Source organism: Escherichia sp. MOD1-EC5433 (assembly GCF_002966005.1).
GTDB lineage: Bacteria > Pseudomonadota > Gammaproteobacteria > Enterobacterales > Enterobacteriaceae > Escherichia > Escherichia ruysiae.
The window spans coordinates 291,565-307,288 of the sequence record NZ_PTRL01000006.1 but is presented as its reverse complement, the minus strand read 5'-3'; the positions used below and the strand labels follow the sequence as shown (position 1 = coordinate 307,288).

Annotated in this window: 14 protein-coding genes; 12 read left to right on the top strand and 2 right to left on the bottom strand. The window is 50.0% G+C overall.

Annotated elements, in window-relative coordinates; genetic code table 11:
* Positions 1–287: 287 nt before the first annotated feature.
* The 8 genes from fimE (at position 288) to fimH (ending at position 7,960) form a co-directional block, all read left to right on the top strand.
* Positions 288–884, top strand: a complete 597-nt coding sequence (gene fimE, locus C3D30_RS14720; protein WP_000044702.1) for a type 1 fimbria switch DNA invertase FimE — start codon at positions 288–290, stop codon at positions 882–884.
* 479 nt (positions 885–1,363) lie between these two features.
* Positions 1,364–1,912 carry a type 1 fimbrial major subunit FimA gene (gene fimA / locus C3D30_RS14715; protein ID WP_000695573.1) on the top strand — a complete coding sequence of 183 codons (549 nt, stop codon included), beginning with the start codon at positions 1,364–1,366 and terminating at the stop codon, positions 1,910–1,912.
* Between the two features lie 65 nt (positions 1,913–1,977).
* Complete coding sequence (gene fimI, locus C3D30_RS14710; protein ID WP_105287051.1) at positions 1,978–2,517, top strand: type 1 fimbrial minor subunit FimI; 540 nt, start codon at positions 1,978–1,980, stop codon at positions 2,515–2,517.
* A 36-nt stretch (positions 2,518–2,553) separates the two neighbouring features.
* Positions 2,554–3,279, top strand: coding sequence for a type 1 fimbria chaperone FimC (gene fimC / locus C3D30_RS14705; RefSeq protein WP_105287050.1), 726 nt, complete (start codon positions 2,554–2,556; stop codon positions 3,277–3,279).
* A 66-nt stretch (positions 3,280–3,345) separates the two neighbouring features.
* Positions 3,346–5,982, top strand: coding sequence for a fimbrial usher FimD (gene fimD / locus C3D30_RS14700; protein WP_105287049.1), 2,637 nt, complete (start codon positions 3,346–3,348; stop codon positions 5,980–5,982).
* Between the two features lie 9 nt (positions 5,983–5,991).
* Positions 5,992–6,522, top strand: coding sequence for a type 1 fimbrial adaptor subunit FimF (gene fimF, locus C3D30_RS14695; protein WP_010353036.1), 531 nt, complete (start codon positions 5,992–5,994; stop codon positions 6,520–6,522).
* Between the two features lie 12 nt (positions 6,523–6,534).
* Positions 6,535–7,038, top strand: a complete 504-nt coding sequence (fimG, locus tag C3D30_RS14690) for a type 1 fimbria minor subunit FimG (RefSeq protein WP_016231563.1) — start codon at positions 6,535–6,537, stop codon at positions 7,036–7,038.
* Between the two features lie 19 nt (positions 7,039–7,057).
* Positions 7,058–7,960, top strand: coding sequence for a type 1 fimbria D-mannose specific adhesin FimH (fimH, locus tag C3D30_RS14685; protein ID WP_105287048.1), 903 nt, complete (start codon positions 7,058–7,060; stop codon positions 7,958–7,960).
* Positions 7,961–8,213: 253 nt separating this feature from the next.
* On the opposite strand, the gene gntP is transcribed toward fimH, so the two are convergent.
* The gene (gntP, locus tag C3D30_RS14675; RefSeq protein WP_016159466.1) at positions 8,214–9,557 is read right to left on the bottom strand and encodes a gluconate permease GntP; all 1,344 of its coding nucleotides are present in this window, start codon (positions 9,555–9,557) and stop codon (positions 8,214–8,216) included.
* A 339-nt stretch (positions 9,558–9,896) separates the two neighbouring features.
* Between gntP and uxuA the strand changes: the two genes are divergently transcribed.
* The 4 genes from uxuA to iraD all read left to right on the top strand — a co-directional run bounded on the left by uxuA (position 9,897) and on the right by iraD (position 14,468).
* Positions 9,897–11,081 carry a mannonate dehydratase gene (gene uxuA / locus C3D30_RS14665; RefSeq protein WP_000438582.1) on the top strand — a complete coding sequence of 395 codons (1,185 nt, stop codon included), beginning with the start codon at positions 9,897–9,899 and terminating at the stop codon, positions 11,079–11,081.
* An 80-nt stretch (positions 11,082–11,161) separates the two neighbouring features.
* The gene (locus C3D30_RS14660; protein ID WP_016231564.1) at positions 11,162–12,622 is read left to right on the top strand and encodes a fructuronate reductase; all 1,461 of its coding nucleotides are present in this window, start codon (positions 11,162–11,164) and stop codon (positions 12,620–12,622) included.
* 269 nt (positions 12,623–12,891) lie between these two features.
* Positions 12,892–13,665, top strand: coding sequence for a Uxu operon transcriptional regulator (gene uxuR / locus C3D30_RS14655; RefSeq protein WP_000833698.1), 774 nt, complete (start codon positions 12,892–12,894; stop codon positions 13,663–13,665).
* Positions 13,666–14,075: 410 nt separating this feature from the next.
* Positions 14,076–14,468 (top strand): anti-adapter protein IraD, encoded by a 393-nt coding sequence (gene iraD, locus C3D30_RS14650; protein WP_105287047.1) that lies wholly within the window; start codon positions 14,076–14,078, stop codon positions 14,466–14,468.
* A gap of 75 nt (positions 14,469–14,543) precedes the next feature.
* On the opposite strand, the gene iadA is transcribed toward iraD, so the two are convergent.
* Positions 14,544–15,716, bottom strand: a complete 1,173-nt coding sequence (gene iadA / locus C3D30_RS14645; protein WP_105287046.1) for a beta-aspartyl-peptidase — start codon at positions 15,714–15,716, stop codon at positions 14,544–14,546.
* Between the last annotated feature and the right edge of the window lie 8 nt (positions 15,717–15,724).

The window sequence follows — 15,724 nt, the reverse complement described above, 5'->3', positions numbered from 1 at the left end:
TAAATTTACATATCACTTATATTCTTCTCTTTTTGCACTTTTTTTCTTTATTTTTTAAGCAACTGGAAGTTAATCCGGTGCAATCTATTGTTATATTGAATTAAATCAATGAAAATAGATGTTATCACATCAGTGATATTTTATTTTTGTATGATATTTAATGTAATTGACTGATAACCACATAACTTTGTGTGTGATTATCTTTTTATCTATTGGGCTAATTTTGACCGTTTGAGGTTTCCTATAGGTATTCATTCAAATATATCTCAGTCAGGAGTAATACTATTGTGAGTAAACGTCGTTATCTTACCGGTAAAGAAGTTCAGGCAATGATGCAAGCGGTTTGCTATGGGGCAACGGGAGCCAGAGATTATTGTCTTATTCTGTTGGCATATCGGCATGGGATGCGTATTAGTGAACTACTTGATCTGCATTATCAGGATCTTGATCTTAATGAAGGTCGAATAAATATTCGCCGACTGAAGAACGGATTTTCTACCGTTCACCCGTTACGTTTTGATGAGCGTGAAGCCGTAGAACGCTGGACCCAGGAACGTGCTAACTGGAAAGGTGCTGACCAGACCGACGCCATATTTATTTCCCGTCGTGGAAGCCGACTTTCTCGTCAGCAGGCTTATCGCATCATTCGTGATGCCGGTATTGAAGCTGGAACCGTGACGCAGACTCATCCTCATATGTTAAGACATGCTTGCGGTTATGAACTGGCGGAGCGTGGTGCAGATACCCGTTTAATTCAGGATTATCTGGGGCATCGAAATATTCGCCATACTGTGCGTTATACCGCCAGTAATGCTGCACGTTTTGCCGGATTATGGGAAAGAAATAATCTTATAAACGAAAAATTAAAAAGAGAAGAGGTTTAATATAACTTGTTGATAATAAAATGAAAAAATAAAGAAATACAAGACAATTGGGGCCATTTTGACTCATAGAGGAAAGCATCGCGCACGAACCTTTTTAGTTTATTTGTTGGCTTTATATTCTGATATTACTTTAATTTATAGATTTTTATATTGAATGAGGTGGTTTTTGGAGAGAAGAATGAGGAAGTTGCTTCGAGACACAGAAACGTTATCTTTACGTAAAGTGGAGGTGATGTGAAATTAATTTACAAGATAAATAGTTTACATATCAAACAGTTAATTGGTTTTTGTCATTTTTTGATATTTTTATGCTTGAGAAAAAATACGAAACTTTTTTATGATATGGACAGTTTGGCCCCAAATGTTTCATTTTTTGGGGGGAAACTGTGCAGTGTTGGCAGTCAAACTCGTTTTCAAAACAAAGTGTACAGAACGACTGCCCATGTCGATTTATACGTAGATTTAAAAAGGAAAGCAGTATGAAAATTAAAACTCTGGCAATCGTTGTTTTGTCGGCTCTGTCCCTCAGTTCCACTGCGGCTCTGGCCGCTACCACGACGGTAAATGGTGGGACAGTTCACTTTAAAGGGGAAGTTGTTAACGCCGCTTGTGCGGTTGATGCGGGCTCTGTTGATCAAACCGTTCAGTTAGGTCAGGTTCGTACCGCATCGCTGGCACAAGAGGGGGCAACCAGTTCTGCCGTCGGTTTTAACATTCAGCTGAATGACTGCGATACCACTGTTGCAGACAAAGCCGCTGTTGCCTTCCTTGGCACAGCAATTGATGGAAATCATACCAACGTACTGGCTCTGCAGAGTTCAGCTGCGGGCAGCGCAACAAATGTTGGTGTGCAGATCCTGGACAGAACGGGTACTGCGCTGGCGCTGGACGGTGCGACATTTAGCGCACAAACAACACTGAATAACGGAACCAACATTATTCCGTTCCAGGCGCGTTATTTTGCAACCGGTACTGCAACCCCAGGCGCTGCTAATGCGGATGCGACCTTCAAGGTTCAGTATCAATAACCCACTCAGGTTTTAGGGAAGTCATTATGGGCAAGGATGCCCGCCCCTGCGCGATAAGAATAACGATGAAAAGGACGAAATTATTTCTAGTAGCGTCGTTACTGCCGATGTTTGCACTGGCCGGAAATAAATGGAACACCACATTGCCCGGTGGAAATATGCAGTTTCAGGGCGTCATTATTGCGGAAACTTGCCGGATTGAGGCCGGTGATAAACAAATGACGGTCAATATGGGGCAAATCAGTAGTAACCGGTTTCATGCGGTAGGGGAAGATAGCGCACCGGTGCCTTTTGTTATTCATTTACGGGAATGTAGCACGGTGGTGAGTGAACGTGTGGGCGTGGGGTTTCACGGTGTCGCGGATGGTAAAAATCCGGATGTGCTTTCCGTGGGTGAGGGGCCAGGAATTGCAACCAATATTGGTATTGCATTGTTTGATGACGAAGGAAACCTCGTACCAATTAACCGACCTCCAGCTAACTGGAAACGGCTTTACTCAGGTTCTACTTCGCTACATTTCATTGCCAAATATCGCGCAACCGGGCGTCGGGTGACTGGCGGCATGGCTAATGCCCAGGCCTGGTTCTCCTTAACCTATCAGTAATTGTTAAGCAGATATTGTGATAACAGGAACAGGACAGTGAGTAATAAAAACGTCAATGTAAGGAAATCGCAGGAAATAACATTCTGCTTACTGGCAGGTATCCTGATGATCGTAGCAATGATGCTTGCCGGACGCGCTGAAGCGGGAGTGGCCTTAGGTGCGACCCGCGTAATTTATCCGGCAGGGCAAAAACAAGTTCAACTTGCCGTGACAAATAATGATGAAAATAGCACTTATTTAATTCAATCATGGGTAGAAAATGCCGCTGGTGTAAAGGATGGCCGTTTTATCGTGACGCCACCTCTGTTTGCGATGAAGGGAAAAAAAGAGAATACCTTACGTATTCTTGATGCCACAAATAATCAATTGCCGCAGGATCGGGAAAGTTTGTTCTGGATGAATGTAAAAGCGATTCCGTCAATGGATAAATCAAAATTGACCGAGAATACGCTACAGCTCGCGATTATCAGCCGCATAAAACTGTATTACCGCCCGGCTAAATTAGCGTTACCCCCCGATCAGGCCGCAGAAAAATTAAGATTCCGTCGTGGCGCCAATTCTCTGACGCTGATTAACCCGACACCCTATTACCTGACGGTAACGGAGCTTAATGCCGGAACACGGATTCTTGAAAATGCATTGGTGTCTCCAATGGGCGAAAGCACGGTTAAATTGCCTTCTGATGCCGGAAGCAACATTACTTACCGAACAATAAATGATTATGGCGCACTTACCCCCAAAATGAAGGGCGTAATGGAATAACGCAGGGGGATTTATTCGCCTGAATAAAAAGAATTGACTGCCGGGTGATTTTAAACCGGAGGAACAATGTCATATCTGAATTTAAGACTTTACCAGCGAAACACGCAATGCTTGCATAATCGTAAGCATTGTCTGGCTGGTTTTTTTATCCGGCTCTCTGTTGCCTGTGCTTTTGCCGCACAGGCACCTTTTTCATCTGCCGAACTCTATTTTAACCCGCGCTTTTTAGCGGATGATCCTCAGGCTGTTGCCGATTTATCGAGCTTTGAAAATGGACAAGAATTACCGCCGGGGACGTATCGTGTCGATATCTATATGAATAATGGTTATATGGCAACGCGTGATGTCACGTTTAATACGGGTGACAGTGAGCAAGGTATTGTCCCTTGCCTGACTCGCGCTCAACTCGCCAGTATGGGGCTGAATACGGCTTCTGTTTCCGGTATGAATCTGCTGGCGGATGATACCTGCGTGCCATTAACCTCAATGATCAATGACGCTACTGCGCATTTAGATGTTGGCCAGCAGCGGCTCAACATCACGATCCCTCAGGCATTTATGAATCAGCGCGCGCGTGGTTATATTCCACCAGAGTTGTGGGATTCAGGTATTAATGCCGGATTGCTCAATTATAACTTCAGCGGAAATAGTGTGCAGAATCGGGTTGGGGGTAACAGCCATTATGCATATTTAAATCTACAGAGTGGATTAAATATTGGTGCGTGGCGTTTACGCGACAATACCACCTGGAGTTATAACAGTAGTGGAAATTCATCAGGTAGCAAAAATAAATGGCAACATATTAATACCTGGCTTGAGCGCGACATCATTCCGTTACGTTCCCGACTGACGCTGGGTGATGGTTATACCCAGGGCGATATTTTCGATGGTATTAACTTTCGCGGCGCACAGTTGGCCTCCGATGACAATATGTTACCCGATAGCCAAAGAGGATTTGCCCCGGTGATCCACGGTATTGCTCGTGGTACTGCACAGGTAACTATTAAACAGAATGGGTATGACATTTATAATAGTACGGTGCCGCCGGGGCCTTTTACCATCAACGATATCTATGCCGCAGGTAATAGTGGTGACTTGCAGGTAACGATTAAAGAGGCTGACGGCAGCACGCAGATCTTTACCGTACCCTATTCGTCAGTCCCGCTTTTGCAACGTGAAGGGCATACGCGTTATTCCATTACGGCAGGAGAGTACCGTAGTGGGAATGCGCAACAGGAAAAACCCCGCTTTTTCCAGAGTACATTACTCCACGGCCTCCCGGCTGGCTGGACAATATACGGTGGAACTCAACTGGCGGATCGTTATCGTGCTTTTAATTTCGGTGTCGGGAAAAACATGGGGGTATTGGGTGCTCTGTCTGTGGATATGACGCAGGCTAATGCCACACTTCCCGATGAAAGTCAGCATGACGGACAATCGGTGCGTTTTCTCTATAACAAATCGCTCAATGAGTCAGGCACGAATATTCAGTTAGTGGGTTACCGTTATTCGACCAGCGGATATTTTAATTTCGCTGATACAACATACAGTCGAATGAATGGCTACAACATCGAAACACAGGATGGTGTTATTCAGGTTAAGCCGAAATTCACCGACTATTACAACCTCGCTTATAACAAACGCGGGAAATTACAACTCACCGTTACTCAGCAACTCGGGCGCACATCAACACTGTATTTGAGTGGTAGCCATCAAACTTATTGGGGAACGAGTAATGTCGATGAGCAATTCCAGGCTGGATTAAATACTGCGTTCGAAGATATTAACTGGACGCTCAGCTATAGCCTGACGAAAAACGCCTGGCAAAAAGGACGGGATCAGATGTTAGCTCTTAACGTCAATATTCCTTTCAGCCACTGGCTGCGTTCTGACAGTAAATCTCAGTGGCGACATGCCAGTGCCAGCTACAGCATGTCACACGATCTCAACGGTCGGATGACTAACCTTGCGGGCGTATACGGTACGTTGCTGGAAGACAACAACCTCAGTTATAGCGTGCAAACCGGCTATGCCGGGGGAGGCGATGGAAATAGCGGAAGTACAGGCTACGCCACGCTGAATTATCGCGGTGGTTACGGCAATGCCAATATCGGTTACAGCCATAGCGATGATATTAAGCAGCTCTATTATGGCGTCAGCGGTGGGGTATTGGCTCATGCCAATGGCGTAACGCTGGGGCAGCCGTTAAACGATACGGTTGTGCTTATTAAAGCGCCTGGAGCAAAAGATGCAAAAGTCGAAAACCAGACGGGTGTTCGTACCGACTGGCGCGGTTATGCCGTGCTGCCTTATGCCACTGAATATCGGGAGAATAGAGTGGCGCTGGATACCAATACCCTGGCTGATAACGTCGATTTAGATAACGCGGTCGCTAACGTTGTTCCCACCCGTGGGGCAATTGTGCGAGCAGAGTTTAAAGCGCGCGTAGGAATAAAACTGCTCATGACGCTAACCCACAATAATAAGCCGCTGCCGTTTGGGGCGATGGTCACATCAGAGAGTAGCCAGAGTAGCGGCATTGTTGCGGATAATGGCCAGGTTTACCTCAGCGGGATGCCTTTAGCGGGAAAAGTTCAGGTGAAATGGGGTGAAGGGGAGAATGCTCGCTGTGTCGCCGATTACAAACTGCCACCAGAGAGTCAGCAGCAGTTATTAACTCAGCTATCAGCCGAATGTCGTTAAGGGGACGTGATGAAAAGCAAACCTTTTTATCTTGTGTGCGCTTTTTTGTGGCTGGTTGCCAGTCACGCCAGGGCCGCAGATAGCACGATTACTATTCGCGGCTATGTCAGGGATAACGGCTGTAGTGTGGCAGCTGAATCAACCAATTTTACCGTTGATCTGATGGAAAACGCGGCGAAGCAATTTAGCAACATTGGGGCGACGACTCCGGTCGTTCCATTTCGTATTTTGCTGTCACCCTGTGGTAATGCCGTTTCTGCTGTAAAGGTTGGGTTTACTGGTGTTGCGGATAGCCACAATGCCAACCTGCTTGCACTTGATAATACGGTGTCAGCGGCCGCAGGGCTGGGAATACAGCTTCTGAATGAGCAACAAAATCAGATCCCACTTAATGCCCCATCGTCCGCGATTGCGTGGACGACCCTGACGCCGGGTAAACCAAACACGCTGAATTTTTACGCCAGGCTAATGGCGACACAGGTGCCTGTCACTGCGGGGCGTATCAACGCTACGGCAACCTTTACTCTTGAATATCAGTAACTGGAGATGCTCATGAAATGGCGCAAACGTGGGTATTTATTGGCGGCAATGTTGGCGCTCGCAAGCGCGACGGTATGGGCAGCCGATGTCACCATCACGGTGAACGGTAAGGTCGTCGCCAAACCGTGCACGGTTTCCACCACCAATGCCACGGTTGATCTCGGCGATCTTTATTCTTTCAGCCTGATGTCTGCCGGAGCGGCATCGGCCTGGCATGATGTTGCGCTTGAGTTGACTAATTGTCCGGTGGGAACGTCCAGGGTCACCGCCAGCTTCAGCGGGGCAGCTGACAGCACCGGATATTATAAAAACCAGGGAACCGCGCAAAACATCCAGTTAGAGCTACAGGATGACAGCGGTAATACATTGAATACCGGCGCAACCAAAACAGTTCAGGTGGATGATTCCTCACAATCAGCGCACTTCCCGTTACAGGTCAGAGCATTGACGGTAAATGGCGGAACCACTCAGGGAACCATTCAGGCAGTGATTAGCATCACCTATACCTACAGCTGAACCCGAAGAGATGATTGTAATGAAACGAGTTATTACCTTGTTTGCTGTACTGCTGATGGGCTGGTCGGTAAATGCCTGGTCATTCGCCTGTAAAACCGCCAATGGCACCGCTATCCCTATTGGCGGTGGCAGCGCCAATGTCTATGTTAACCTTGCGCCCGTCGTGAATGTGGGGCAAAACCTGGTCGTGGATCTTTCGACGCAGATCTTTTGCCATAACGATTACCCGGAAACGATTACAGACTATGTCACACTGCAACGAGGCTCGGCTTATGGCGGCGTGTTATCTAATTTTTCCGGAACCGTAAAATATAATGGCAGTAGCTATCCTTTCCCTACCACCAGCGAAACGCCGCGCGTTGTTTATAATTCGAGAACGGATAAGCCCTGGCCGGTGGCGCTTTATTTGACGCCTGTGAGCAGTGCGGGCGGGGTGGCGATTAAGGCTGGCTCATTAATTGCCGTGCTCATTTTGCGCCAGACCAACAACTATAACAGCGATGATTTCCAGTTTGTGTGGAATATTTACGCCAATAATGATGTGGTGGTGCCCACCGGCGGCTGTGATGTTTCCGCTCGTGATGTCACCGTTACTCTGCCGGATTATCCTGGTTCGGTGCCGATTCCTCTTACCGTTTACTGTGCGAAAAGCCAAAACCTGGGGTATTACCTTTCAGGTACAACCGCAGATGCGGGCAACTCGATTTTCACCAATACTGCGTCGTTTTCGCCAGCACAGGGAGTCGGCGTACAGCTGACGCGCAACGGTACGATTATTCCAGCGAATAGCACTGTGTCATTAGGGGCAGTAGGGACTTCGGCGGTAAGTCTGGGATTAACGGCAAATTACGCACGTACTGGAGGGCAGGTGACTGCAGGTAATGTGCAGTCGATTATTGGTGTGACTTTTGTTTATCAATAAAAAAACCACAGGGCTTGCTAATGCTGGTACGCAATATTACGTGATGCGCTACGCTACCTACAAAACCTGCACGTTAGCCCTTTGTAGGCCAGATAAGACGCGTCAGCGTCGCATCTGGCATACACAAAGCGCACTTTGCTGGTCTGTTCCCCTCACCCTAACCCTCTCCCCGGAGGGGCGAGGGGACTGTCTGGGCACATTTTTAGACTTTGTCATCAGTCAGAACCTGCCATTGGCAGGCTCTGGTGTGCTTTTACGCTACCATGCTGATAATCAACACAATAATCAGCCCAACTACGGAGTTGACCAGCTCCAGCAGACCCCAGGTTTTTAACGTGTCTTTTACCGACAGGTCAAAATAACCCTTAAACAACCAGAAAGATGCATCGTTAATGTGGGTGAGGGTGTTGGAACCCGCAGCCGTCGCCAGCACCAGCAGCGCCGGATTCACGCCAACCAGTTGACCGGTTGCCGGATCAAGGATTGCAGCACTGATAATCCCGGCGGCGGTCATCGCCGAAACCACACCCTGACCCGTCGCCAGACGAATTAGCACAGTGATCAGCCATGCCATGATGTAGGGCGAGATATTGCCGTGGGACATCAACATGCCGATGGTGTCGCCAATGCCGGTGTCGATGATGGTCTGCTTCAGCACGCCACCCGCACCGATGATCAGAATCACCATTGCAATACTCTTCACCGCGCTTTCAAAAGCGTTCATCACCCACTGCATGTCATGACCACGCGCGGTGCCAAAGAGTACGAATGCAACCACCATCGCAATAAACATTGCAATCGGCGAGGAACCGATAAAGTTAACCACTTCCCAGGCAGGGGTATCTTTTACCAGCCAGATATTGGCGATGGTGGTGGAGATCATAATGATCGCTGGGATCAGCGGCACCAGAATCGAGATGCCGAAAGAAGGCAGATTATTCATATCTACCGGTTGATCAGCTTTCAGGAATGATGGCGTTGGGCGCTCAAGATTGCCGAGGAACTTCGGCAGGATCAGACCTGCGCAGATTACACTTGGGATCGTCACCAGCACGCCATAGATATAAACCATCCCCATATCCGCGCCATAAGCATTTACCAGCGCCACCGGACCCGGCTGCGGCGGGAACAGTGAATGTGCGGTGGTGGCAGCCGCTACTGCCGGAATAGCCAGTTTCAGGAACGGGATTTTAGCTTCGGCTGCAATCACGATCACCAGCGGTGCCAACATGATAAAGGCCACTTCATAGAACATCGCCAGACCGAAAATCAGGCCGATGATAATCACCGATATCTGAACATAGCGCAGACCGAGACGCGCCAGCAGCGTGTGCGCTATCTGGTGAGCCGCGCCAGAGTCGACCATCAATTTACCGATGACCGCACCGAATACCACGATGATCGCCAGTTCCCCCAGCGTGTTGCCGAAGCCTGCTTTCATGGTGTGCAGCAGCGACATTAAGTCCATACCCGCCAGCATCCCGACGGACAGAGCAGCCACCAACAAAGCTACCATCGAGTTGATCTTGAACCTCAAATTCAGTACCAGCATCAGGCCGATACCGAAGACGACCCAAAGAATGTTAAGCACATGCATAAAGTTTTACCTTACCTGGTTGAGCCATTGTTATTTTGGGCGACATGTTATGTAAATTGGTCAACCATTGTTGCGATGAATATCACATACCCTGATCAATAACCGTTGTTTACCCTTTGCTGTAATTTGCAACAATCGGCGGGAGAGTGGATTTCTTGTGATGTGGTTAACCAATTTTAGAATCCGGGTTGACATGTCTTACCAAAAGGTAGAACTTATACGCCATCTCATCCGGTGCGACGCCACGGCTGTGGTCTGGTTGTTCATCCGGATACCTAAACAACTCCGGGGTTCCGCGTCTCTTCGCTGTGGAACCCACTATGTGAAAGAGGAAAAATCATGGAACAGACCTGGCGCTGGTACGGCCCAAACGATCCGGTTTCTTTAGCTGATGTCCGTCAGGCGGGCGCAACTGGCGTGGTTACCGCGCTGCACCATATCCCGAACGGCGAAGTATGGTCCGTAGAAGAGATCCTCAAACGCAAGGCTATCGTTGAAGACGCAGGTCTGGTGTGGTCTGTCGTGGAAAGCGTGCCAATTCACGAAGATATCAAAACCCACACTGGCAACTATGAGCAGTGGATCGCTAACTATCAGCAGACCCTGCGCAACCTGGCGCAGTGCGGTATCCGCACCGTGTGCTACAACTTCATGCCGGTGCTTGACTGGACCCGTACTGACCTCGAATACGTACTGCCGGACGGCTCCAAAGCCCTGCGTTTCGACCAGATCGAATTTGCTGCGTTTGAAATGCACATCCTGAAGCGCCCAGGCGCGGAAGCGGATTACACCGAAGAAGAAATTGCTCAGGCAGCAGAACGTTTCGCCACCATGAGCGATGAAGACAAAGCGCGTCTGACCCGTAACATCATTGCTGGTCTGCCGGGTGCGGAAGAAGGTTACACCCTCGACCAGTTCCGTAAGCACCTGGAGCTGTACAAAGATATCGACAAAGCCAAACTGCGCGAAAACTTTGCCGTCTTCCTGAAAGCCATTATTCCGGTTGCCGAAGAAGTCGGCGTGCGTATGGCGGTTCACCCGGACGATCCGCCGCGCCCGATCCTCGGCCTGCCGCGCATCGTTTCCACCATTGAAGATATGCAGTGGATGGTTGATACCGTAAACAGCATGGCGAACGGTTTCACCATGTGCACCGGTTCCTACGGCGTGCGCGCTGACAACGATCTGGTTGATATGATCAAGCAGTTTGGTCCGCGCATTTACTTCACCCATCTGCGTTCCACCATGCGTGAAGATAACCCGAAAACCTTCCACGAAGCGGCGCACCTGAACGGCGACGTTGATATGTACGAAGTGGTGAAAGCGATCGTTGAAGAAGAACACCGTCGTAAAGCGGAAGGCAAAGAAGACCTGATCCCGATGCGTCCGGATCACGGTCATCAGATGCTGGACGACCTGAAGAAGAAAACCAACCCAGGTTATTCCGCGATTGGTCGTCTGAAAGGCCTGGCCGAAGTTCGCGGTGTCGAACTGGCGATCCAGCGCGCTTTCTTTAGCCGTTAATATCCACCGGCATGGCTGCGCGCCGTGCCGGTTCCTTCTTCCTTGCCGTCACTCTCTGAAGACGGATTCTGGAGTTTACGATGACTACTATTGTTGACAGCAATCTGCCGGTTGCCCGCCCGTCATGGGATCATTCTCGTCTGGAATCACGCATTGTGCATCTTGGTTGCGGGGCGTTTCACCGCGCGCACCAGGCGCTGTATACCCATCACCTGCTGGAAAGCACCGACAGCGACTGGGGTATCTGCGAAGTTAACCTGATGCCAGGCAACGACCGCGTGCTGATCGAAAACCTGAAAAAACAGCAACTGCTGTACACCGTGGCGGAAAAAGGTGCAGAAAGCACTGAACTGAAAATTATCGGTTCGATGAAAGAAGCCCTGCATCCAGAAATCGACGGTTGCGAAGGTATTCTCAACGCAATGGCGCGTCCGCAAACAGCGATTGTCTCCCTGACGGTCACGGAAAAAGGTTACTGCGCCGATGCGGCGAGCGGTCAGCTGGATCTTAATAACCCGCTGATCAAGCACGATCTGGAAAACCCGACCGCGCCGAAGTCCGCGATTGGTTACATCGTAGAAGCCCTGCGTCTGCGTCGTGAAAAAGGGCTGAAAGCGTTTACCGTGATGTCCTGCGACAACGTGCGTGAAAACGGTCATGTGGCGAAAGTTGCCGTTCTGGGGCTGGCTCAGGCGCGTGACCCGCAGCTGGCGGCATGGATTGAAGATAACGTCACCTTCCCATGCACCATGGTTGACCGCATCGTACCGGCGGCGACGCCAGAAACCTTACAGGAAATTGCTGATCAGCTGGGCGTTTACGATCCGTGCGCCATTGCCTGCGAACCGTTCCGTCAGTGGGTGATTGAAGATAACTTCGTTAATGGTCGCCCGGACTGGGATAAAGTGGGCGCACAGTTTGTTGCAGACGTTGTGCCGTTCGAAATGATGAAGCTGCGTATGCTTAACGGCAGCCACTCTTTCCTGGCGTACCTCGGTTACCTCGGCGGCTATGAAACCATTGCCGACACCATGACTAACCCGGATTATCGCAAAGCAGCCTTTGCCCTGATGATGCAGGAACAAGCGCCAACGCTGTCGATGCCGGAAGGGACTGATCTGAACGCCTATGCGACACTGCTGATCGAGCGTTTCAGCAACCCGTCTCTGCGTCACCGTACCTGGCAGATTGCGATGGACGGCAGCCAGAAGTTACCGCAGCGTCTGCTGGATCCGGTGCGTCTGCACCTGCAAAACGGCGGTAGCTGGCGTCATCTGGCGCTGGGCGTGGCTGGCTGGATGCGTTACACCCAGGGCGTGGATGAGCAAGGTAACGCCATCGACGTAGTTGATCCGATGCTGGCTGAGTTCCAGAAGATCAACGCGCAATATCAGGGAGCAGAACGCGTAAAAGCCCTGTTGAGCCTGAGCGGTATTTTTGCCGATGATCTGCCGCAGAATGCCGACTTTGTTGGTGCGGTGACGGCGGCATATCAGCAACTGTGCGAGCGCGGCGCGCGCGAATGCGTGGCTGCACTGTAACTGACTGATTCCCCGACAGACTTACTGGTCAATCAAACTCATATTTGGTTGACCAGTTTTCGTTTTTTTGCCCACCTGTACGTGCCAACTTCCAGTGCTAATGGTATAGTTTGTCATTAACGATCAACGTAAGATCGCCCGATGCGCACGCTTATCGAGCCTGGGTATCAATCACAACTTATTGAATACGCACTCTTTGTTGGCCGGATAAGGCGTTCACGTCGCATTCGGCAATAATTTGATTAACCGCACCTAACGGACACAACACCATGAAATCTGCCACCTCTGCGCAAAGACCTTACCAGGAAGTCGGGGCGATGATCCGCGATCTGATCATCAAAACACCGTACAATCCTGGCGAACGACTGCCGCCGGAGCGTGAAATCGCAGAAATGCTCGAGGTCACGCGTACTGTGGTGCGTGAGGCGTTGATCATGCTGGAGATCAAAGGGCTGGTAGAAGTGCGGCGCGGCGCCGGTATTTATGTTCTCGACAGTTCAACCAGCCACACTGCCGACAACGCAGATGTCAACGTCTGCAATGACGCCGGTCCTTTTGAGCTGTTACAGGCGCGTCAGTTACTGGAAAGTAACATCGCGGAATTTGCCGCTTTGCAGGCCACCCGCGAAGATATCGTCAAAATGCGCCAGGCATTGCAGCTTGAAGAACGCGAACTGGCCTCCAGCGCGCCGGGCAGCAGTGAAAGCGGCGATATGCAGTTTCACCTCGCCATTGCCGAAGCGACCCATAACAGTATGCTGGTGGAGCTGTTCCGGCAGTCCTGGCAGTGGCGGGAAAACAATCCGATGTGGATCCAGTTGCACAGCCATCTGGATGACAGCTTGTATCGCAAAGAGTGGCTGGGCGATCACAAACAGATCCTCGCCGCGTTAATCAAAAAAGACGCCCGTGCGGCGAAGCTGGCAATGTGGCAGCATCTGGAAAATGTGAAACAGCGCCTGCTGGAGTTTTCCAATGTTGACGATATCTATTTTGACGGCTATCTCTTCGACTCCTGGCCGTTGGATAAAGTTGACGCCTGATCCTTTATTTCTGGTGCAAAGTTGAGCAGCTTTGCACCAGGCCTTTTAGCCACGTAATAACCGATATTATTAATAATAAACGATGAGTAATTTAATAATTACTTATTACATGTCTTTTATAAACATTATATATCTATTTAAATCTGAGTGATTATTCGGAATAATCAAAATATATTGGTTTGTTTCTGTCTGGTTTAGTGACTTTTATCAAATTATATCTTCTTAAATAAAAAGTAAGTGGATCTTCATTTCTGTTCAGGGTCTTATACTTTGCGGGCAAGAATCAAGCCTGTTATCAGGCACGGATGCGATGAGCAAAAAGGAATGACTATGGAAAATGAGCATCAACCCAGTGGTGTCAAGCCGTCAGGGCAAGATATCGATGCCGCTAAACGTCAGGAGTGCGCAAAATGATGCGCCAATTACTTCAGACCGTATTACCTGAAAACACAGGCAGCAATACATCATCGCTGCGTGATTCCGTATGTCGGGATCTCTTTCAACTTTTCAATTCTCCTCACTCACCGCTACCCGCATTACTTATTTCAGGTATGCCACAGTGGCAAGGGGATAATCAGAGCGACAAACATCTCCAGAGCTGGTATTGCCGCCAGTTGCGTTCCGCTCTTTTATTTCATGAACCACGTATTGCTGCATTGCAGGTGAGTCTGAAAGAAGCATATTGCCACGATCTGACGATTAGCCTGGAGATGATGCTGTACCACGATAATGAACCTCTGACGTTTGATCTGGTCTGGCAGCATGGTGGTTGGTACAGTGCGACGGTGGGGAAAGTCAGCTAAATACCATCTTCTGCGTTTTACTCTGTCAGCCGTCCGAACGGGCATCCTACGTCCATTCGTGCGGCTGACAACCGCTTATGCAGTTTCAAACGTTCCTTTCACGCACGCCTTGCCGTTTTTGACCATCAGTTTGCCGTGAGCGTACACCTGCGCAATGCGCAGTTCCGGTGTCATAACCAGCAAATCCGCGTCATTGCCGGGCTGAATTTCGCCTTTCCCGGTCAGGTTGAGGAAACCGGCGACGCTGCTGGTGAGTGGACGCACGGCATCGCTGATACTGAAACCGTAGTCTTTGACCAGCACTTGCACGGTTTCCAGCAACGTCTCAAAACCGGCAACGCCGATATGCGTTAAATTCCCCTCGTCGTCAAAGAACGGCTGGCTACCGTTGCCGTCGGAGCTGAGGGTGATGCGAGCCAGCGGAATACCCGCCTGAACGGCGCGGGCAATCCCTTCGGCAGGGGCGACCGGTTCGTCAATGCTGCTGGTGATGTCGATGGTGCCGCCTTTCAGGGCGAACTCCAGCGCCTGTTCAAACAAAGGAACGTTGCGGTTAACGTGCGTCGGCAGCAACTTGCTGATTGGCACATCGCAATTTTCCAGGAGATCGTAGATAGGCTGTAGCGCCTTTTTGCTGTCGCCCATGTGGAACACGGTGACGCCAGGTTTACCGCCGAGCAAACCGCCAACGCGGGATTCCGACGCCATATTAGCCAGGTGATAAACATCCGGTGCGGCAGAACGGTGATCAGAGATGGCGCATTTCACGCCAATCACGCGATCGATAATCGCCACGTCTTTTTCCACGGAACCCGTAATAGTGCGGGAAGGGACATGATAAGCGCCGGTCAGCATCCAGGCGCTGATGCCTTCTTCATTGAGCGCACGGGTCTTGGCGAGCAGGGATTCCGGGTGGCGAGAGATAGAGTCGGTGCCAAGCAGGCCAATCACCGACGTGACGCCCGCTTCCGTCAGGCGGCTTAACGCCACTTCCGGCGTGCGTGTAGTGGGGCCAGCTTCGCCGCCGCCGCCAATCAAATGAACGTGTTGATCAATAAAGCCAGGGCAGAGGATCTGCCCACTGAGATCGACAACCGTGCAGTCCGGTACGATGTCAGAAGGGATATTGCTGGCAACGGCGATAATCTTGCCGTTAGCGACGAGGACATCGCAAACTCCCCGATCTTCCGGCGCATACAAATGCGCTCCCTGCAGCAGGATGAAACCGGCTGCGGAATAATCAATCATGTAAACTC

What these genes read in the sequence shown, in the direction of transcription:
- gntP (WP_016159466.1), bottom strand. Translation starts at nt 9,557, where the DNA reads ATGCATGTGCTTAACATTCTTTGGGTCGTCTTCGGTATCGGCCTGATG.
- fimG (WP_016231563.1), top strand. Translation starts at nt 6,535, where the DNA reads ATGAAATGGCGCAAACGTGGGTATTTATTGGCGGCAATGTTGGCGCTC.
- fimA (WP_000695573.1), top strand. Translation starts at nt 1,364, where the DNA reads ATGAAAATTAAAACTCTGGCAATCGTTGTTTTGTCGGCTCTGTCCCTC.
- fimD (WP_105287049.1), top strand. Translation starts at nt 3,346, where the DNA reads ATGTCATATCTGAATTTAAGACTTTACCAGCGAAACACGCAATGCTTG.
- iadA (WP_105287046.1), bottom strand. Translation starts at nt 15,716, where the DNA reads ATGATTGATTATTCCGCAGCCGGTTTCATCCTGCTGCAGGGAGCGCAT.
- iraD (WP_105287047.1), top strand. Translation starts at nt 14,076, where the DNA reads ATGATGCGCCAATTACTTCAGACCGTATTACCTGAAAACACAGGCAGC.
- fimF (WP_010353036.1), top strand. Translation starts at nt 5,992, where the DNA reads ATGAAAAGCAAACCTTTTTATCTTGTGTGCGCTTTTTTGTGGCTGGTT.
- fimH (WP_105287048.1), top strand. Translation starts at nt 7,058, where the DNA reads ATGAAACGAGTTATTACCTTGTTTGCTGTACTGCTGATGGGCTGGTCG.
- fimI (WP_105287051.1), top strand. Translation starts at nt 1,978, where the DNA reads ATGAAAAGGACGAAATTATTTCTAGTAGCGTCGTTACTGCCGATGTTT.
- uxuA (WP_000438582.1), top strand. Translation starts at nt 9,897, where the DNA reads ATGGAACAGACCTGGCGCTGGTACGGCCCAAACGATCCGGTTTCTTTA.
- uxuR (WP_000833698.1), top strand. Translation starts at nt 12,892, where the DNA reads ATGAAATCTGCCACCTCTGCGCAAAGACCTTACCAGGAAGTCGGGGCG.
- C3D30_RS14660 (WP_016231564.1), top strand. Translation starts at nt 11,162, where the DNA reads ATGACTACTATTGTTGACAGCAATCTGCCGGTTGCCCGCCCGTCATGG.